Source organism: Amycolatopsis saalfeldensis (assembly GCF_900110575.1).
Taxonomy (GTDB): domain Bacteria; phylum Actinomycetota; class Actinomycetes; order Mycobacteriales; family Pseudonocardiaceae; genus Amycolatopsis; species Amycolatopsis saalfeldensis.
The window spans coordinates 228981-246466 of record NZ_FOEF01000010.1 but is presented as its reverse complement, the minus strand read 5'-3'; the positions used below and the strand labels follow the sequence as shown (position 1 = coordinate 246466).

The window sequence follows — 17486 nt, the reverse complement described above, 5'->3', positions numbered from 1 at the left end:
TCACGGCGCCGCCAGCGCGGCCCGGGTGACGTCGGCGGGGTAGGGCGAGGCGGCGAGCGCCTCGTCCAGCCCCGTGTCCCCGGCCTCGACGGCGGCCTTCAGCTCGTTCAGCCGGCGCAGCCCGCCGCGGTGCTCGCGGACGAAGCCGGGTCCGACGGCGTCGCCGTGGCCGGGCACCACGATCCGCGGCTCCAGCGCGAGGATCGCGTCCAGCGCGGCGGGCCAGCCGGGCAGGTCGCTCTCGTCGCTGAACGAGTACGCGGTGAAGCCCTGTGGCCCGTGCTCGACGACGTCGCCGGCGAAGACGATCCCCGCGTCCGGCACGTGCACCACCAGGTCGTGGTCGGTGTGCGCGGGGCCGGGGTGGACGAGCACGGCGGTGCGGCCGCCGAGGTCCAGTTCTTCCCGGGCGGCGACGAGCCGGTCGGGCGGCATGATCCCGGTTCGCGTGATCGCGTCGGCGATTCCGGGCTTTTCTTCGTTGCGGTAGTGCGCGACCCACTTGGCTTTCGCCGCTTCGCCGTGCTCGACCAGCTCGCGCAGGCAGCGCGGGTGCGCCCAGACGTCGCAGGGCAGGAACGCCGTGGTGCCGTAACAGTGGTCGAAGTGCGCGTGGGTGTAGACGACGCTCCACGGCAGGTCCGTCAGCTCCCGGACCGCGGCGGCCAGCCCGGCGCCCTGGTCGACGTCGCCGCCGGTGTCGATCACCAGGCACCGTTCGGCGCCGATCACCAGCCCCGTGGTCAGGTCCAGCTCTTCGTGACGGCTCAGGTGCACGCCGTCGGCCAGCTCGGTCCAGCTCATGTTCGCTCCAGGATTCCTTGGCACAGCACGGGTGCGGTCTCGCTGACGTCCACTTGCGCGGCCAGGGCGACGTCGGCTTCGTGGCCGGTCGCGGCCAGCTCCCGGCCGGACGAGCAGCCCCGCAGCGCGGCGGCGACGTCCGTGGCCGCGTAGGCCGCCGCGGCCAGTGCCGCTTCCGCCGAGGCCGATCGGCCCCGCTGTCGCAGCGCGGCGACGATCGCGCCTGCTCCCAGCTGATCCTCGACACAGGGCCGCAGCGGGCCGAATTCCTTGCCCTCGCCCAACATGTCGACGCCCCAGCGTTCGCCGCCCGGGATGACGGCGATCGCGCGGCCGTCCGCCAGCTCGTGGGCCTTCGCGGCGACGGCGGACGCGTTGCGCAGGCAGCCGGCGAGCACGTGCGCGCCCGTTGCGGCGGCCGCGGCGCAGAGCGTGGCGCCGTTGGGGGAGGGCAGCGCGAGCAGGGTCCCGGAGGGGATCTCCGTCACAGAAGAAGGCCGCAGCGTCCACGCGCCCTCGCCTGCGAGGACGGCGCCGGCTTCGCGCGCTTCGGCGACTCCGCGCTCGTCGCGCCAGCGCACCGGCAGCACCCGGCCGCCGCGCGAAGTGACGAGATCCGTGGTGGTGCCGAAGGAAAGCACGTCGACCACCACCAGCACGGCGCACGAACCGCCCAGCGCGGCGACGCCCTCACCACCCCATTCGAGCCGCACGTCGCGGCCCGGCTGCGCCCAGATGCCCACCCCCGGAGCATGCCGGACGCCGCGGGTGATGGCAGACTCCGGCCTGTGCGTGTCTACTTGGGATCCGACCATGCCGGTTTCGAGCTGAAGAACCACCTTGTGCGCCATCTCGGCGAGCAGGGGCACGAGATCGTCGACGTCGGTCCGCACGTCTACGACGCGGCCGACGACTACCCGGCCTTCTGCGTGGCCACGGCGCTGCGCGTCGTCGCCGACGAGGGCAGCCTCGGCATCGTGGTCGGCGGCTCCGGCAACGGCGAGCAGATCGCCGCCAACAAGGTGCCCGGCGCCCGCGCGGGGCTGGGCTGGAGCGTCGAGACGGCGAAGCTGTGCCGCGAGCACAACCACGCCCAGCTGCTCGGCGTCGGCGCGCGGATGCACACGCTCGACGAGGCCACGGCGATCGTCGAGGCGTTCCTGGCCACGCCGCCGTCGCCGGACGAGCGCCACGCCCGCCGCGTTCAGCAGCTGCTCGACTACGAGCGCACCGGCACCCCGCCGCCCCTGCCGGAGGCCTGATGCCAGAGGGGCACACGCTCCATCGGCTGGCCCGCCTGCACAAGCGCCGGTACAGCGGCGCGCCGGTCGAGGTGAGCAGCCCGCAGGGCCGGTTCGCGGACGAGGCCGCGCGGCTCGACGGACAGGTGTTCACCTCCGCCGAAGCGTACGGCAAGCACCTGCTCCACCACTACGGTCCACTGGGGACGGTGCACGTCCACCTCGGCCTGTACGGCACGTTCAACGAGCTTCCGCTGCCCGCGGCCGAGCCCGTGGGCCAGGTGCGGATGCGGCTCGTCGGGCGGACCCACTGGGCCGACCTGCGCGGGCCCACCCGCTGTGAGCTGCTCGACGCCGCCCAGGTGGACGCGCTGAAGGCGCGGCTGGGCCCGGACCCGCTGCGCCGCGACGCGAAGCCCGACCTCGCTTGGGAGCGGATCTCGCGCTCCCGCACGTCGGTGGCCGCGCTGCTGATGGACCAGGCGGTGCTGGCCGGCGTCGGCAACGTCTACCGCGCCGAAGTGCTCTTCCGCCACGGCGTCGCCCCGATGGTTCCCGGCCGCTCCCTCGACCGCGGTCTGTGGGAAGAGATGTGGGCCGACCTGGTGACCCTGATGCGCCACGGCGTGCGCGTCGGGCGCATCGACACGGTGGCGCCGGAGCACATGCCCGCCGCGCAGGGCCGCGCCCCGCGCGAGGACCGTCACGGCGGCGAGGTGTACGTCTACCGTCGCGCCGGGATGCCGTGCCTGGTGTGCGGGACACCGGTCGCGCATCAGGAACTGGTGGGGCGCAACCTGTATTGGTGCCCGAGCTGCCAGCCGGCTTGAGCCCGGCTCACGAATCCTTCGGGGCGGTGAGGCCGTCCAGCAGCAGGTCGAGCCGTTCCGCCAGCGCGCCGGCCAGGTCGAACGGCGGGGCGTCCCCGGCGAGCCAGCGGCGGAGGGTGTCGCCGTAGATCGCGGTCACCACCTCGGCCACCGTGCGCGGCGGGAGCCCCGCTTTGAGTTCGCCGCGTTCCTGGCCCTGCCGGATCGCGTCGATCGTCGCGTCCGGCACCGGGTGCTGGGTCGCGACCACCTCGTCGTGGCGCAGGCTGACGTGCAGCATCCGGGTCAAGGTGCGCTCGCGCTCGTTCATGGCCGCCAGCGCGGCGAAGTAGCGGTGCAGCCGGGTGCGCGCGGGCTCGTCGGAATCGACGACGGTGAGCAGCTGGTCGCGGCGGTCCCGACCCCATTCACGCAGGAAGTCGCGCTTGTGCGGGTAGTGGTTGAGCACCGTCTGCCGCGCGACGTCCGCCTCCGCGGCGATGTGGTCGATGGTCGTGCCCTCGTAACCGTGCTCGCCGAACAGCTTCAGCGCGGCCGTCAGCAGCCGCGCGCGCATCCGGGCCCGGTTGGCCTCCCGCCGTCCTGTCGTCACGGGGGCAGTCTATCGAAGTTTAGGTTAGAGGCTAAACTTAGGCTGGAGACCACAGATTTAAGGAGCGCACCATGCAGGTGGACATCCGCGACAAGGTCATCGTCATCACCGGCGCGGCCCAGGGCCTGGGTCGCACGCTCGCGCTCGGCCTGGCGGCGGAGGGCGCGCGGATCGCGGTGGTGGCCCGCAGCGAGGCCAAGGCCGCCGGCACCGTCGACGAGATCGTCGCCGAGGTGCCCGGCGCGCCGAAGCCGCTCGGCGTGGTCGCCGACGTCTCGGACGAGGACCAGGTCCGCGCGGCCGCCGAGACCGTCGACGCGCACTGGGGCCGGGTCGACGCCCTGATCAGCAACGCCGGCTGGATGCCGCCCAGCGGCTCGATGCGGGTGCTGGACTTCGAGCTGGCGGACCTGCGCCGCGTCGTCGACAGCAACCTGATCGGCTGTTTCCTGGTGACCAAGCACTTCGCACCGGTGATGATCCGGGGCGGCGGGGGCCGGATCGTCTACGTCGGCAGCATGGTCGGCACCCAGTCCGGCCCCGGGGCGGCGGCGTACGGCGCCACCAAGGCCGGGGTGCACCTGCTGAGCAACGTCGTGCACCAGGAACTCGCCGGCCAGGGCATCCGCACCGTCGCGCTGGCACCGGGCCTGACCGACACGCCGGGCATGCGCGCGTCCGTGAACGAGGAGCACATCGCCCGCGTCAGCGCTCGCTACCCGGGCGGGCGTGTCGGGCAGTCCGACGACATCGTGCCGTTCGCCGCGTTCCTGTGCAGCGACGCCGCTTCGCACCTTTCCGGAACCTTGATGGGGATCCGCCCGATCACCGGCTGAGTCCTGTGTGGACAGAGGGTCCCGCGGCACGCGGGGCCCTCTCGCGGCCGGGATCAGAAGTCGAAGCCGCCGCCACCGTCGAAACCGCCGCCGTTGAAGCCGCCCCCGTCGAAGCCACCGCCGTCGAAACCGCCGAAGTCGCCGCCGCCGTCGAACCCGCCGCCGCCGTCGCCCCCGTCGAAGCCGTCCCCGCCATCGCCCCCGTCACCGCCGGAGTCGAGTGCGTCCTGCTGGCCCGCGTCGTAACCCGACTCCCAAGCCGAGGCGCTCGCGATGCCGCCCATGCCGGAGAACATCGCGCTGAACAGGAACATCGAGCCCAGGCCCCAGGCGCCGGCCACCAGCGCGGGCTTCCACCACGGCTCGCTGTACCAGCCCTGCGGCACCGGGCGTCCGGCCACCCGGCCGCCGGGGTAGTAGTACGGGGTGTTCTGGCCGGGTTCCGGCGAGGCCTCGTAGTGCTCGCCCTCGACGTCCACCGCCCGGTGCTCGGTCACCTTGCCCGCGCGCTCGCGCTCGGCCTCCTCCGACAGCTCGGGGCCGGGGTCCATGCCCATCGCCAGCCGCGCCGCGCGCACGTAGTAGAGGCCCTCGATCGCGGTCGCCTTGACCAGGCGGGCCTGCTCGACGGTGCCGGCCTGCTCCATCTGCGACCCGGCCGCGTTGTACCGCTCGCTCGCGTCGGCCATCGCCTGCTGCGACGCCGTGTCGGTGCCGTTGAGGTTGAGCACCTGACCGCCGAGGCGCTCGACCAGACGGCGCGCGTCGGCCTTCGCGTCGTCCAGCTCGCGTTGCCGCGCGGCGGCCCGTGACCGGGAGAAGTACAGCCCGCCGCCGACAACGACGACAACGAGCACGATCAACAGGATCGCGGTGCCCATGGGTCACTCCACGTGTTCAGCGGACGCGGCGGCTGGGTGGCCGCCGTTGAACCGGACAACGCGGACAGTACCCGGGAGGTTCCCGGGACGTGACGTGGAGCACCCCGCCCGGCCGATGGCCCCGCAAACTAGAACAGGTTATAGTCCGGGCATGAAGTTCTCCCTGTCGATCGCGATGAACCCCCTCGATCAGCTGGGCGAGCTGGCCCGCGCCGCCGAGGAGGCCGGTTTCTCCTCGATCGTGCTGCCGGACTCGCTGTTCTACTCGGAGCAGGTGTCCGCGGACTATCCCTACACGCCCGACGGAAGCCGGTTCTGGACCGCGGACACGCCCTGGGTCGACCCGCTGGTCGCGACGGCGTCGATGGGCGCGGTGACCGAGCGGATCGAGTTCTACACCTCCGTGCTGAAGCTCGGCTCGCGCAACCCGGTGCTGCTCGCCCGCCAGGTGAATTCGGTCGCGGCGCTGACCGGCGGCCGGTTCGGCCTCGGGCTCGGCGTCGGCTGGTCGCCGGAAGAGTTCGAGTGGTGCGGCGCGCCGTACGAGAAGCGCGGCAAGCGCGTGGACGAGGCGATCGACGCGATGCGGCTGATCCTCGACGGCGGCATGGTCGAGTACCACGGCGAGTTCTTCGACTTCGACAAGCTGCAGATGAGCCCGACGCCGCCGAAGCGGGTGCCCTTCTACATCGGCGGCCACACCGAGGTCGCGCTCCGCCGCGCCGCGCGGGTCGCCGACGGCTGGTCCTCGGCGATGATGAAGCTCGACGACCTGCGCACCACCATCGCGCGGCTCAAGGAGCTGCTCGCCGAGCGCGGCCGGGCGGACGACCCGTTCGAGTACCAGGCCGTGTGCATCGACCGGTTCGGCCTCGACGGCTACCGTGAGCAGGCCGAAGCGGGCGTCACCGACATCATCACCATGCCGTGGGTGTTCGAAGGCGTCGGTTTCGAGGCCGAGGTGGGCCCGAAGCTCGACGCGATCCGCAAGTTCGGGGCCGAGGTCATCGCGAAATTCGGGGAGTGACATGGGAGTCGAGGTCAGCTGGGACGCCGAGGCCGAGCAGCCGCCGGCGCGCGTCGCCGCGTTCCGCTCGATGACGGCGGTGACGGCGGGGGACAAGGACGGCTGGCTGGCGCTGTTCGCGCCCGACGCGCTGGTGGAGGACCCGGTCGGCCCGTCGATGCTCGACGAGACGGGCCAGGGCCACGCCGGGCACGAGGGCATCGGGGCGTTCTGGGACAAGACCATCGCGCACGTCGAGCGCTTCGAGTTCGTCATCCGCGACTCGTTCGCCGCCGGCGACGAGGTGGCGAACTTCGGCACCATCACCACGTTCCTGCCCGGCGGCTACCGCGTCGACACCGACGGGGTGTTCGTCTACCGCGTCGGCGCCGACGGGCTGATCAAGTCGATGCGCGCGTTCTGGGAAGCCGAACGCGCGATGGCGACGGCCCGCCAGGTCTGAGCCGGCTCAGGTCAGTGTCCGGCCGCCGTCTAGGGGCACGAAAACGCCGGTGACGCGGCGGCCGAGGTCGCTGGCCAGCGCGACGACGGTGTCGGCCACTTCGTCCACAGTGGTCACGGTGCCGGCCGGGGTGGCGCCCTCGACCCGCTGGATCATCTGCTCCTGGTGCGGGCCGGCGTTCGCGTCGGTCGGCACCAGGCCGGGCGCGACGGTGTTGACCCGGATGCCGTCCGGCGCCAGCTCCACCGCGAGCGAGCGGGCCAGCGCGTCCTGCGCGCTCTTGGCCACGGAGACCTCCGCCAGCCCCGGCGTCGAGGAGTGCGTGCCGGACGCGCCGATGAACACGATCGACCCGCCGCCGCGCCGCCGCATCTGCGGCACGACGAAGTGGCAGGCCAGCAGTGCGGCGTCCAGCGCCGTGGTGGTGACCTCCCGGACGCCGCGGACCCGGTCCAGACTGTCCACAACGGACCCGGTGGCGCGGAACAGCGCGCCGAGCGCTCGGGTGTCGCCGATGACGTTGCAGACGAGCACGTTGATGTCCCCGAGCGCGGCGCGCGCCTGCTCGGTCATCCGCTCGACCTGCCCGGCGTCGCCGGCATCCCCTTGCACCGCAACGGCTTTGCCGCCGTGGGCGATCACGTGTGCGGTCACGGCCTCGGCCGCCGCCGCGTTCGAGTGGTAGTTCACCGCGACGTCGGCGCCGTGCTCGCCGAGGGCCCGCGCGACCGCCGCCCCGATGCCGCGGCTGCCCCCGGTCACGAACGCGGTCCGTCCCTGCAAGATCCTGGTTGTCACGCCCGGCTCCCCTCCAATACGGAACGGAGCGCTCCACTCCGTTTCCCGATGCCCGCACTTTAACACCGGAAGCGGGGGCCTCGGCTAGTCTTCGCCCATGGCCCGCCGCTCCGACGCCCTCCGCAACGACGACCGGGTGCTGGCCGCCGCCCGCGAGGTCTTCCTCGAACAGGGCGCCGACGCCCCGGTCTCCGCGATCGCCGCCCGCGCGGGCGTCGGCATGGGCACCCTCTACCGCCGTTACCCGGCGAAGGAGAACCTGATGCGCGAGCTGCTCAAGCGGAACATCGTGCAGACCGGCGAAGAGGCGCTGCGCGGGCTCGCCGACCCGGACCCGTGGCACGGCTTCACGTCGTTCATCCGCGCCTGCCTCGACTCGGGGCTGTCCGGCGCGCCGTCGCCGGGCAAGGCGTTCCCCGTCACCGACGAGATCCTGGCCGCCAGCCGGGCCGCGCGCACCCGGGTCCAGCGCCTGGTGACGCGCGCCCAGTCGGCCGGCGTCCTGCGTGCGGACATCACCGCGCACGACGTCGTCCTGCTGCTCACCGAGCTTCGCAGCCGCCCGGAGCTGGACGGGATGCGCCCGGCGACGCTGCGGGGGCGCACCCTCGGCATCGTCCTGGACGGCCTGCGCGCGCCGAACGCCACGCCGTTGCCCGGCCCGAAACCGACCTGGGCGACGATCCGGAAACTCTGGGACAACTACCGCTGAGCCGTGAGCCCGTGCTCACGCTCGGTGGTCCCCGGCAGGGCCAGTCGGGCGAACGGGTGCCGACGATCGGGTGAAGGAAGGACCCGGCTGCTGGGCGACGGCGGTGGGCGCCCGGACACTGCTTGATAATTGCGACCGTCACTCGGCCGGCAGGATGAGGAGGTCGCGCGCGTGAGCAATCCGCTGGTTGCGCCGACGGAGGATTCGACGAAGGCGTATTCGGGCATTTCGCTGGCCGAGTCGGCGGCGGGGTTGTCGGATGCGATCAAGTCGGGTGACTGGGCTTCGGTGGCGATGGGCGCGGTGGGTACGGCGCTGGATGCGTTGTCGATGGCGATGGATCCGTTCGGTGCGATCCTGGCCGCGGGTGTGAGCTGGTTGATGGAGCATGTCGGTCCGTTGAAGGAAGCGTTGAACGGGCTGACGGGCAATGCGGATGAAATCGCGGCGCAGTCGCAAACCTGGGCGAACATCGCGAAAGAGCTGGAGAGTGTCGGCCAGGATTTGGACGCGATGGTCAAGGCCGATCTCCAGTCGTGGACCGGTCCGGCGGGCGACGCGTACCGGCAGCGGAGCCAGGACACCGTGGCGTTGCTTCAGTCGGCGCAGAAGGGGTGTGAGGGTGCGTCGTCCGGGGTGAAGACCGCGGGTGAGGTGGTTGGTGCGGTCCGGACTTTGGTGCGCGACATCATCTCGGAGCTGATCGGGCACATGATCAGCTGGGCGTTGCAGGTGGTGTTCACCCTCGGGATCGGCCTGACCTGGGTCGTGCCGCAGGTGGTCGCCGCGGTCGCGAAGACGGCGTCGAAGATCGCGGACGTCACGACGAAGCTGGTCAAGGCGCTCAAGGCGTTGATCCCGCTGCTGAAGAAGGCCGGGACACTGTTCGAGGACGCCGGGAAAGCGTTGAAGGGCCTGAAGGGCGGCAAGATCGAGGCGCCGCCGAAGACGTCGAAGATCGACAGCACACCGAAGGCTCCGCCGACCAAGGGTGGCGGGGATTCCACCACGCCGTCCGGTGATCACAGCCCGCCGAAGGACAACGGGTCCACCTCGCCCCAGGGCGATCACAGTCCGCCGCCGAAGAACGACACCACGCCCGACGGCGGGCCGGACAGCGGGCCCGACACCCCCAAGAGCGACCCGTTGCCGGACGGCGGCACCCACACGTCCAGCACGCCCAAAGGCGATCCGGGCAAGAGCGACCCGCTCGGCTCGGGCGGCAAGAAGCCGGTCGACGAGTCGTCCCCGCCGCCGGACCGGACGGCCGGCGGCGACCCGGTCGACCTGGTGACCGGCGAGATGTTCACCACGCAGGAGGACCTCGGCCTGCCGGGCGTGCTGCCCGTGCTGTTCGAGCGGACGCACGTTTCCGGCTACCGCAAGGGTTTGTGGTTCGGGAAGGAGTGGAGCTCGACGCTGGACCAGCGGGTCGAGGCGGACGGCAGCGGCCTCCACTACGCCGCCGCGGACGGGGTCGTGCTGCACTACCCCCATCCCGCCGGGGACGGGGATCTCGTGCTGCCGGTGGAAGGCGCGCGCTGGCCGCTGCGGTGGAACCGGGAGAGCGACACCGTCCTCATCGGACGTCCGGAATCCGGCCTGACGCTGAGCTTTCCGGCCGCCGGCGGTGACGTCCGTCCATTGAAGACGGTGGGGGACCGGCACGGGAACTGGATGACGTTCGTACGCGACGAGACGGGCGCACCGGCCGAAATGCGCCACTCGGGCGGCTACCACGTGCGGTTCGGCCACGTGGACACCGCGGCGGGGCCCCGGATCGCCGATCTGCGGATGGTGCGCGCCAACGGGCCGGACGTGACCGTGGTGTCCTTCGCCTACGATGCCCGCGGCCGGCTCGAGCAGGTGGCCGACTCCCGCGGGCGGCCGATGCGGTACGAGTACGACGACCGGGACCGGGTCGTCGCGTGGTTCGACCGGGTCGGGCAGACCTACCGGTACCACTTCGACGAGTCGGGCCGCGTCGTCCGCACCGAGGGGACCGGCGACGTTCTCACCGGGAAGTTCGCCTACGACCTCGAAAACCGGGTCACCACCCAGACCGACTCGCTCGGGCACGAGACGCGCTACCACTGGAACGAGCTGAACCAGGTCACCAAGGTCGTGGACCCGCTCGGCGCGGAGACCGTCACCGAGTACAGCCGGTTCGGGATGCGGCTGTCGACGACCGACGCGATCGGGCGCACGAACCGGGTCCAGCCGCGCGAAGGACGCGCCCTGCGGCAGGAGGTCTCAGGCGGAGCGTCTCGTGAAGTCGTGTACGACCAGGCGGTGCGCCCGGTGCGAGTGACGGGCCCGGACGGCGAAGTGTGGGAGCTGGCGTACGACGAGAACGGCAAGGTGGTCTCCGAAAGCGGCCCGGGCGGCGTCTCGCGCACGTACGCCTATGGGGACCGCGGCGACCTCGTCGCGCTGACGGACGAACTCGGCCAGGTGACCCGGTTCCGCACCAACGCGGCCGGGCTCCCGGTGGAGGTGGTCGAGCCGTCCGGGGCGAGGACCCGGTACGCGCACGACGCGTTCGGCCGGGTGGTGTCCGTGGTCGACCCGCTCGGCGGGGTCGTCCGGATGAACTGGACCATCGAGGGCCGGCCGGCCTGGCGGGTGGAGCCGGACGGCAGCCGCGAGGAGTGGGAGCACGACGCGGAGGGCAACCTGCTCGTCCACAGTGGACCGTCGGGGGCGGAGACCCGGTTCGAATACGGCCCGTTCGGCGAGGTCACGGCCCGGGTCGACCCGACCGGCGCCCGCTACACCTACGGCTACGACACCGAGCTGCGGCTGCGGAAGGTCACCGGGCCGACCGGGCTGACCTGGGTGTACGAGTACGACGCGGTGGGAAACCTGTTGCTGGAGAAGGACTTCGACGGATCCACCCGGACTTTTTCCTACGACGCGGCCGGGCAGCTGGTCCGGCGGGTCAACGGAGCCGGGCAGTGGGCGAGCTACCGCTACGACGAGCAGGGCCGGCTGGTCGAGCACCGCAACGAGCACGGCGCCTACACCCGCACGTTCGACGAATCCGGCCGCGTGGCCGCCGCGGGCGGTCCCGGGCACCGCCTCGAATTCGCTTACGACGAGGCCGGCCGGATCGTCGCCGAGACGCTCAACGGCCGTCGCACCTCCTACACCTACGACGCGCTCGGCCAGGTCCTTTCGCGCACGACCCCGAGCGGCGCCGTGTCCAGCTGGACCTACGACGGGACCGGGCAGCCGCTCACGCTCGCCGCGGCCGGCGGCCGGATCGCGTTCGAGCGCGACGCCGGCGGGCACGAGGTCGCCCGGCGGTTCGGGGCCGGGATCACGGTGCGGCAGGGCTTCGACCCGCTCGGCCGGGTCGTGCGGCAGTCGATCCACGCCGAGCAGCCGGACGGCGCCCCGTCCCGCACCCTGCAGCAGCGCGCGCTCACCTACCGCGCCGACGGGCACCCGGTCCAGATCGCCGACCGGATCCGCGGCACCCGCAGCTTCGAACTCGACGACAGCGGCCGGGTCAACGCGGTCCGCGCGGCCGGCTGGAGCGAGTCCTACGCCTACGACCTCAACGGCAACCTGGTCCGCGCCGAGACGCCGACCGCGCGCGGCCCGGTGGAGCGCCGGGTCGGCGGGACCCTGGTGCACCAGGCGGCGGACGTGACCTACGACCACGACCGGCAGGGCCGGGTCGTGCGGGCGACCCGGCGCACCGCGTCGGGGATCAGCGCGTCCGGAATCCGTCAGTGGAGCTACACCTGGGACGCCGAGGACCACCTGGTCGCGGTGAAGACGCCGGACGGCAGCACCTGGCGTTACCTCTACGACGCGCTGGACCGGCGCATCGCGAAACGCTGCCTGGACCGCGAGGACAAGCTCATCAGCGAGACCTGGTTCGCCTGGGAGGGCACCCGGATCGCCGAGCAGCACGTCACGGTCGGCGGCCGCTCCGACGTCACGACCTGGGACTGGCAGCCCGGCACCCACCGCGTCGTCGCGCAGTCGCGGCGCCGGGCCCGGCCCGACCAGAAGGCGGTCGACGTCGCGTTCCACGCCATCGTCACCGACCTGGTCGGCACGCCCACCGAGCTGGTCACGCCGGACGGCCGCATCACCTGGCACACCACCGACCTGTGGGGCGCCGATTTCGCCCGGCCGGTCGGCGAGGCCGATTTCCCGCTGCGTTTCCCCGGTCAGTACCACGACACCGAAACGGGGCTGAACTACAATCTCAACCGTTATTACAACCCCGCCACGGCCAGTTATCTGAGCCCGGACCCGCTCGGGCTGAACCCGGCGCCGAACAACCACGCTTACGTCGACAACCCGTTGACCTATCTCGACCCGCTCGGGCTCATCTGCATGAAGGGCCTGAAGGAGAAGATCAAGAAGCTCAACCCGTTCAAGAAGAAGCAGAAAGGGCCGACCGGGCCGCCGCAGTACATCTACCGCTGGGACGGGCGGCCGAGCCTCTACGGCCCGGGCCGCAACCCGGCCAACATCGTGGAGGACGGCGGGTTCAAGCCGGTCAAGCCCGACGGGAGCCTGACGCTGCAGGAGCACGTCGAGGGAAAGTACACCGGCGGCGGCAGCTCCAAGGGCGACAGCCAGTGGGTCTCCAGCGGGGAGTACGGCGGGATGGGCGACGCCCAGATCGCGTCCCCGGATTCGTACCTGTACAAAATCGACACCTCCAAGCTGCCCGATCCGAACAAGCTGGTGAACGTGTCCGACTACTACAAGAGCACCGGCGGGAAGGAATGGTTCCCCGAGCAGAAGGAATGGGCGCACGACGGCACGATCCCCGCGGAGGCGATCGTCGGTTACGTCCCCGGAAAGGGCAACGTCGTGAATGTCATGACCGGCGCGGATCCGGACTCGCTCGGCTTCAAACCGCTCGGCGAATTCGGCGGCGCTCCCATCGCGCAGGGCGTGAAGGCCGGCCCTTCGGGAAGCGGGGGCTAGCGGTCATCCGGCGTAAGCGCGCAGTTGTTCGGCCACGCATTCCAGTTCGGCCGTCGCCGCGGGCGCGGTGTTGACGAGCCCTGAGTGCGCGGCGGTGGGGCTCCGCAAAAAGCGCCGCAGCATGGCCACGAGCAGCCCTTCGGGGATGATTCGCAGCGCGGCGAACCCGCGGGGGACCGGCGCGGTCGGCAGCGCGGCCAGGTGCTGTCGCATGCGGCGGACCGCCTGGCGGACGGCGTCCGGATCGGCGGCCAGCGCCACCGGGCCGCCCGCGGCGTTCGTGGCCTGCTCGAGTGGCACCGCGAACGCGGCGTGCGTCCTGAGGTAGTCGTCCATCCGCGGCTCGGCCCTGGCGTTGATCCCGGTGGCGCGGAACGCCGCCAAGATCCGGTCCAGCCGCGGGGTGGCCCGGCCGCCGGGTTCGCCGATCGGCATCGGGACCAGGCGGGTCACGGCGCTGGCCGCGCGGTAGCGGACCACGTCGCCGTCCAGCACGCCGGCGGCCGCGGGGAAGCCGAGCAGCACGCGCTCGCGGCCGATCACCGCGCCCAGCGGCTCCGCGCCGGCCGCCCAGTTGAGCAGGAACAGCACGTCGCCGTCGAGGCCGGCGAGCGACTCCAGCACCGCGTCCACCTGATGGGCGCGGACCATGACGACGGTCAGGTCGTACCCGCCGGCCGGGTGCTCGACCACCGGCACCGGCAGCCGCCGGACGACCGGGCTGTCGCCCTCGGCGAGCCGCAGGCCGTCGCGGCGCAGAGTGGCCAGGCGCTCGCCCCGGGCGAGGAGCGAAACGTCGTGGCCGGCCTCGTGCAGTCGGGCGGCGTGCACGCTGCCGACCGCCCCGGCTCCGTACACCAGCACCTTCATGACAGACCCTCTCATACGTTCGTTTGAAACGATCGTATGTAGGCTACACGTCCATGGCGTCACCTGACACCCGCGCGCAGATCCTCGACGCGGCCGAGCGGCTCTTCGCCGAGCGCGGGTTCCGCGGCACCTCGATCCGCGCGATCACCGACCTCGCCGGCGTGAACCTGGCCGCCGTCGGCTACCACTTCGGCTCGAAGGCGGAGCTGCTGACCGCCGTCGCCCGCCGGGTGGTCGAGCCGATCAACGCCGCGCAGCGCGCCGGGCTGGACCGGCTGCTCGCCCGTACCCCGGACCCGGCGGTGGCCGACCTGGTGGCAGCGTTCGCCGGGCCGTTGTTCGACGAGATGCCGGCCGGGGACGAGCAGGGCGCGCGGACGTCCCGGCTGATCGTGACGATCCTCGGCGACCCGGCCGAGGAGATGCGCAGCTGGACCGGCCCGGCCGAGGACGCGGTCCGCGATCGCTACCTGGCGGCCTTCGGGCGCGCGCTGCCCGGCCTTTCCGCCGGCGAACTGCGGTTCCGGCTGCGGGGGATTCTCGCGGTCACGGCCATGGACCGCGTCGAGGTCTACCAGCGGCAGGTGCCCGGCTGCTCGTCCCCGGTGGCGGGCGAGGCGGCCCGGCGCTGGGCGATCACGTTCCTGGCGGCCGCGATGAGCGCGCCGTCGACCGAGGCCTGACGACCCGGGCCGCCGGTGGTTCCGGGAGGTGCTTTCGCCGTCCGGCCGGTACTTTCACGGTGGGCACGCCTCCGCCGAGGGAAAGCAGGGCTGGGATGACCGGGTCGGGTTCAGCAGTGGTGGTCGGCGTCGACGGTTCCGCGGCCGCGCTCACGGCGGTTCGCTGGGGAGCCCTCGTCGCGCGCGAACGGCGCCGCGGCCTCCGCCTCGTCCATGCGCTGCCCGAGCTGCCCTCGCTCTACCCGGGGGCGGACGCGAGTTTCGAGCAGATCCAGGAAGCGGTCGGCGCGCGGGGCGAGCGGGTGCTGGCCGAGGCACGCGACGCGGCGGAGCAGGCCGCGCCCGGCGTCGAGGCGGAGTCCGAGGTCCGGTCGGAAGGGCCTGCCGAAGCGCTGCTCGCCGAGGCTCACGGCGCGACGATGCTCGTGCTCGGCACCCCTGGCCGGAGCGAGCTCGGCCGGGTCCTGCTCGGGTCGGTCTCCGCGGCGCTGGCCGCGCACGCGCCGTGCCCGGTGGCTGTGATCCGTCCGCACGTCGGGGACGACGACGCGCCTGCCGACGGGCCGGTCGTCGTGGGCGTCGACGGCACTCCGCTGAGCGAAGGGGCGATCGCGACCGCCTTCGAAGAGGCGTCCTGGCGCCAGGCCCCGCTGATCGCGGTGCACAGCTGGCACGAAGCGTTCCTGTCGGAGGTCTTCGAGGAGCGCCGCTGGACGATGGACCGCGAGGCCGTCAAGCAGCAGGAGCACGAACTGCTCGCCCAGCGGCTGGCCGGCTGGCAGGAGAAGTTCCCGGACGTGGCCGTCGAGCGGGTCGTCGAGGCCGGGCGCCCGGCCGAACGGCTGCTCGACCTCGCCGACCGGGCGCAGCTGCTGGTCGTCGGCAGCCGTGGCCGGGGCGGGCTCAGCGGGCTGGCGCTGGGGTCGACGAGCCAGGCCCTGATCTCGTACGCGCTCTGCCCGGTGGTGATCGCCCGCAGCGGGTCATGAAACGGTGGTGCGCGGCGGTTTCACGCCCGCCGTGTCCTCGGCTTCCCACCGCAGCAGGTCGCCCGGCTGGCACTCGAGCACCTCGCAGAGCGCGGCGAGCGTCGCGAAGCGCACTGCTTTGGCGCGGCCGTTCTTGAGCACCGCCAGGTTGGCGGGCGTGATCCCGACGCGGTCCGCGAGCTCGCCCACGGACATCTTCCGCTTGGCCAGCAGCACGTCGATGCCGACGGTGATCGGCATCAGATCACCTCGGCCAGTTCGTCCCGCATCCGCGCCGCCTGGGCGAGCAGCGTCCGCAGCACGAGCACGACGAGCGCGACCCCGAGGATGGCCAGGCCGATCCCGCCCATGATGAGGGTGACGCCCGGGTCGTCCCGCTGGCCCGGCGCGTTGACGGCGGTGACCGCGAACCACACGAGGGCGGCGGCCACGATCGCGCCGATCACCCGGTCCACGTAACGGAAGGCGGCGTGGGAGAACACGGTCCCGCGGCGCGCCATCGTCACCAGCCGCCACACGCTGACCACGGCGACCTGCACCGTCACCAGGCCGAAGACCGTGATGAAACGCAGCGCGGCCAACGGGACCGACCCGTCCTCCGGATCATTCCCGCTGATCAGCGTCCACAGCATCAACGCCTGGATGAACACGGTCCCGGCGAGCACCACCACGAGCACGACGCGCAGCGCCTGCACGGTCAGCTTCCCCATGGATCTGCCTTCCTATCGAGTTGCGATGGAAATCTATCGACTTTCGATAGGTGGCGCAAGGGTGGACAGCACGGTGGCGCCCTCGCTGGAAACGGGTCTCCTCGGCAACGCCCTTTCCTGGTGTTGACTGGGAATCACCGACCGCGATCGGCCGACATTCGGAAGGAAAAGGACAATGTTGCGCGACACCAAGGTGTTGATGACCGGTGCCACCGGAATGGTGGGCCGGCCGATTGCCCTGGAATTGGCCCAGTCGAACGAAGTGTGGGCGGTCGGCCGGTTCGGCGACGCCCAGGTTCGGGCCGGCCTCGAGGACGCCGGTGTGCGTACCGTGCAGGCCGATCTGACGGATACGGACCTGCCGAGGCTGCCCGACGTCGACTTCGTGCTCAACTTCGCGGTGTCGCGGACCAACGACTGGGGCGTCGACCTCGACGCGAACGTCGACGGGCTCGGGGCGCTGATGAACGCGTGCCGCACCGCCAAGGCCGTCCTGCACTGCTCGACGACCGGGGTCTACCAGGAAAACGGCCACCACCGCTTCGCCGAAGACGACCCGCTGGGCGACAACCACCGCGGCGGGGGCGAGATGTTCCAGACCTACAGCATCTCGAAGATCGCGGCGGAAGCCATGGCCCGCTCGTGCGCGCGCAGGCTGAACCTGCCGACCACCATCGCCCGGCTCAACGTGCCCTACGGCGATCACGGCGGCTGGCCGGTTTACCTGCTGGAGGCGATGCTGGCCGGCTACCCGGTCCCCGTGCACGAGGACAGCCCGAGCGAATACCAGCCCATCCACCACGACGACATGATGGCGATGCTCCCCGCGCTACTGGACGCGGCCCGGACCCCCGCCACGATCGTCAACTGGGCGGGCGACGAGGTCTCGAGCATCGAGCAGTGGTGCTCGTACATGGCCAAGCTCACCGGCCTGGACGTGACCTTCGCGCCGAGCGCGCACACCTTGAGCAGCGTGACCTGCGACCTCACCAGGATGCACCAGCTCATCGGCCACACCCGGACCAAGTGGCAGGACGGCCTCGCGAGCATGGTCGAGGCCCGGCACCCGGAACTGCTGGCCGGCTGATCGGTAGACGCCTTGCTGTGGAAGG

Annotated in this window: 18 protein-coding genes; 10 read left to right on the top strand and 8 right to left on the bottom strand. The window is 71.9% G+C overall.

What is annotated here, in order from left to right:
* Together BMY97_RS23455 and BMY97_RS23450 are read right to left on the bottom strand one after the other, a co-directional pair.
* On the bottom strand, positions 1 to 804 hold the full coding sequence (locus tag BMY97_RS23455; RefSeq protein ID WP_091619653.1) for an MBL fold metallo-hydrolase: 804 nt from the start codon (positions 802 to 804) through the stop codon (positions 1 to 3).
* The gene (locus BMY97_RS23450) at positions 801 to 1547 is read right to left on the bottom strand and encodes a 2-phosphosulfolactate phosphatase (protein WP_091619650.1); all 747 of its coding nucleotides are present in this window, start codon (positions 1545 to 1547) and stop codon (positions 801 to 803) included. The genes BMY97_RS23455 and BMY97_RS23450 overlap by 4 nt, the downstream gene beginning before the upstream one ends.
* A gap of 45 nt (positions 1548 to 1592) precedes the next feature.
* Here BMY97_RS23450 and BMY97_RS23445 point away from each other — a divergent pair, with 45 nt between their 5' ends.
* Both BMY97_RS23445 and BMY97_RS23440 read left to right on the top strand, forming a co-directional pair.
* Positions 1593 to 2066, top strand: a complete 474-nt coding sequence (locus BMY97_RS23445) for a ribose-5-phosphate isomerase (RefSeq protein WP_091619647.1) — start codon at positions 1593 to 1595, stop codon at positions 2064 to 2066.
* A complete protein-coding gene (locus BMY97_RS23440) occupies positions 2066 to 2875 on the top strand; it encodes an Fpg/Nei family DNA glycosylase (RefSeq protein ID WP_091619644.1) in 810 nt (269 codons plus the stop codon). The genes BMY97_RS23445 and BMY97_RS23440 overlap by 1 nt, the downstream gene beginning before the upstream one ends.
* A gap of 7 nt (positions 2876 to 2882) precedes the next feature.
* Here the strand turns inward: BMY97_RS23440 and BMY97_RS47155 are convergent, their stop codons facing one another.
* Positions 2883 to 3467, bottom strand: coding sequence for a TetR/AcrR family transcriptional regulator (locus BMY97_RS47155; protein ID WP_218156845.1), 585 nt, complete (start codon positions 3465 to 3467; stop codon positions 2883 to 2885).
* Positions 3468 to 3538: 71 nt separating this feature from the next.
* On the opposite strand from BMY97_RS47155, the gene BMY97_RS23430 reads away from it, so the two are divergent.
* Complete coding sequence (locus tag BMY97_RS23430) at positions 3539 to 4303, top strand: SDR family NAD(P)-dependent oxidoreductase (RefSeq protein ID WP_091619638.1); 765 nt, start codon at positions 3539 to 3541, stop codon at positions 4301 to 4303.
* Between the two features lie 53 nt (positions 4304 to 4356).
* Here the strand turns inward: BMY97_RS23430 and BMY97_RS23425 are convergent, their stop codons facing one another.
* A complete protein-coding gene (locus tag BMY97_RS23425) occupies positions 4357 to 5184 on the bottom strand; it encodes a DUF4349 domain-containing protein (RefSeq protein ID WP_091619635.1) in 828 nt (275 codons plus the stop codon).
* Positions 5185 to 5335: 151 nt separating this feature from the next.
* Between BMY97_RS23425 and BMY97_RS23420 the strand changes: the two genes are divergently transcribed.
* Together BMY97_RS23420 and BMY97_RS23415 are read left to right on the top strand one after the other, a co-directional pair.
* On the top strand, positions 5336 to 6211 hold the full coding sequence (locus BMY97_RS23420; protein WP_091619632.1) for an LLM class F420-dependent oxidoreductase: 876 nt from the start codon (positions 5336 to 5338) through the stop codon (positions 6209 to 6211).
* Between the two features lies 1 nt (position 6212).
* Positions 6213 to 6653: a nuclear transport factor 2 family protein gene (locus tag BMY97_RS23415; protein ID WP_091619629.1), complete on the top strand. Its 441-nt coding sequence runs from the start codon at positions 6213 to 6215 to the stop codon at positions 6651 to 6653.
* A gap of 6 nt (positions 6654 to 6659) precedes the next feature.
* Here the strand turns inward: BMY97_RS23415 and BMY97_RS23410 are convergent, their stop codons facing one another.
* Complete coding sequence (locus tag BMY97_RS23410; RefSeq protein ID WP_177231505.1) at positions 6660 to 7451, bottom strand: SDR family NAD(P)-dependent oxidoreductase; 792 nt, start codon at positions 7449 to 7451, stop codon at positions 6660 to 6662.
* 97 nt (positions 7452 to 7548) lie between these two features.
* Here BMY97_RS23410 and BMY97_RS23405 point away from each other — a divergent pair, with 97 nt between their 5' ends.
* Complete coding sequence (locus tag BMY97_RS23405) at positions 7549 to 8163, top strand: TetR/AcrR family transcriptional regulator (protein WP_091619623.1); 615 nt, start codon at positions 7549 to 7551, stop codon at positions 8161 to 8163.
* Positions 8164 to 8334: 171 nt separating this feature from the next.
* Positions 8335 to 13122 carry a DUF6531 domain-containing protein gene (locus BMY97_RS23400; RefSeq protein ID WP_091619621.1) on the top strand — a complete coding sequence of 1596 codons (4788 nt, stop codon included), beginning with the start codon at positions 8335 to 8337 and terminating at the stop codon, positions 13120 to 13122.
* Between the two features lie 3 nt (positions 13123 to 13125).
* On the opposite strand, the gene BMY97_RS23395 is transcribed toward BMY97_RS23400, so the two are convergent.
* A complete protein-coding gene (locus BMY97_RS23395) occupies positions 13126 to 13992 on the bottom strand; it encodes a ketopantoate reductase family protein (RefSeq protein ID WP_091619618.1) in 867 nt (288 codons plus the stop codon).
* Between the two features lie 53 nt (positions 13993 to 14045).
* Between BMY97_RS23395 and BMY97_RS49165 the strand changes: the two genes are divergently transcribed.
* Both BMY97_RS49165 and BMY97_RS23385 read left to right on the top strand, forming a co-directional pair.
* Entirely contained in the window at positions 14046 to 14675 is a 630-nt protein-coding gene (locus tag BMY97_RS49165; RefSeq protein WP_091619616.1) for a TetR/AcrR family transcriptional regulator, read from the top strand.
* 95 nt (positions 14676 to 14770) lie between these two features.
* On the top strand, positions 14771 to 15664 hold the full coding sequence (locus BMY97_RS23385; RefSeq protein ID WP_091619613.1) for a universal stress protein: 894 nt from the start codon (positions 14771 to 14773) through the stop codon (positions 15662 to 15664).
* On the opposite strand, the gene BMY97_RS23380 is transcribed toward BMY97_RS23385, so the two are convergent.
* Positions 15659 to 15904, bottom strand: coding sequence for a helix-turn-helix domain-containing protein (locus BMY97_RS23380; RefSeq protein WP_091619611.1), 246 nt, complete (start codon positions 15902 to 15904; stop codon positions 15659 to 15661). The genes BMY97_RS23385 and BMY97_RS23380 overlap by 6 nt on opposite strands.
* Entirely contained in the window at positions 15904 to 16374 is a 471-nt protein-coding gene (locus BMY97_RS23375; RefSeq protein ID WP_091619608.1) for a DUF2975 domain-containing protein, read from the bottom strand. Before BMY97_RS23375 ends, BMY97_RS23380 begins: the two co-directional genes overlap by 1 nt.
* Before the next feature lie 175 nt (positions 16375 to 16549).
* Between BMY97_RS23375 and BMY97_RS23370 the strand changes: the two genes are divergently transcribed.
* Positions 16550 to 17461 (top strand): NAD-dependent epimerase/dehydratase family protein, encoded by a 912-nt coding sequence (locus BMY97_RS23370; RefSeq protein WP_218156844.1) that lies wholly within the window; start codon positions 16550 to 16552, stop codon positions 17459 to 17461.
* Positions 17462 to 17486: the final 25 nt, after the last annotated feature.

Bases quoted from the DNA above. Each gene is read 5' to 3' on its own strand.
- BMY97_RS23380 (WP_091619611.1), bottom strand. From the start codon at position 15,904: ATGCCGATCACCGTCGGCATCGACGTGCTGCTGGCCAAGCGGAAGATG.
- BMY97_RS23375 (WP_091619608.1), bottom strand. From the start codon at position 16,374: ATGGGGAAGCTGACCGTGCAGGCGCTGCGCGTCGTGCTCGTGGTGGTG.
- BMY97_RS49165 (WP_091619616.1), top strand. From the start codon at position 14,046: ATGGCGTCACCTGACACCCGCGCGCAGATCCTCGACGCGGCCGAGCGG.
- BMY97_RS23385 (WP_091619613.1), top strand. From the start codon at position 14,771: ATGACCGGGTCGGGTTCAGCAGTGGTGGTCGGCGTCGACGGTTCCGCG.
- BMY97_RS23415 (WP_091619629.1), top strand. From the start codon at position 6,213: ATGGGAGTCGAGGTCAGCTGGGACGCCGAGGCCGAGCAGCCGCCGGCG.
- BMY97_RS23405 (WP_091619623.1), top strand. From the start codon at position 7,549: ATGGCCCGCCGCTCCGACGCCCTCCGCAACGACGACCGGGTGCTGGCC.
- BMY97_RS23395 (WP_091619618.1), bottom strand. From the start codon at position 13,992: ATGAAGGTGCTGGTGTACGGAGCCGGGGCGGTCGGCAGCGTGCACGCC.
- BMY97_RS23425 (WP_091619635.1), bottom strand. From the start codon at position 5,184: ATGGGCACCGCGATCCTGTTGATCGTGCTCGTTGTCGTCGTTGTCGGC.
- BMY97_RS23440 (WP_091619644.1), top strand. From the start codon at position 2,066: ATGCCAGAGGGGCACACGCTCCATCGGCTGGCCCGCCTGCACAAGCGC.
- BMY97_RS23370 (WP_218156844.1), top strand. From the start codon at position 16,550: ATGTTGCGCGACACCAAGGTGTTGATGACCGGTGCCACCGGAATGGTG.
- BMY97_RS23455 (WP_091619653.1), bottom strand. From the start codon at position 804: ATGAGCTGGACCGAGCTGGCCGACGGCGTGCACCTGAGCCGTCACGAA.
- BMY97_RS23420 (WP_091619632.1), top strand. From the start codon at position 5,336: ATGAAGTTCTCCCTGTCGATCGCGATGAACCCCCTCGATCAGCTGGGC.
- BMY97_RS23430 (WP_091619638.1), top strand. From the start codon at position 3,539: ATGCAGGTGGACATCCGCGACAAGGTCATCGTCATCACCGGCGCGGCC.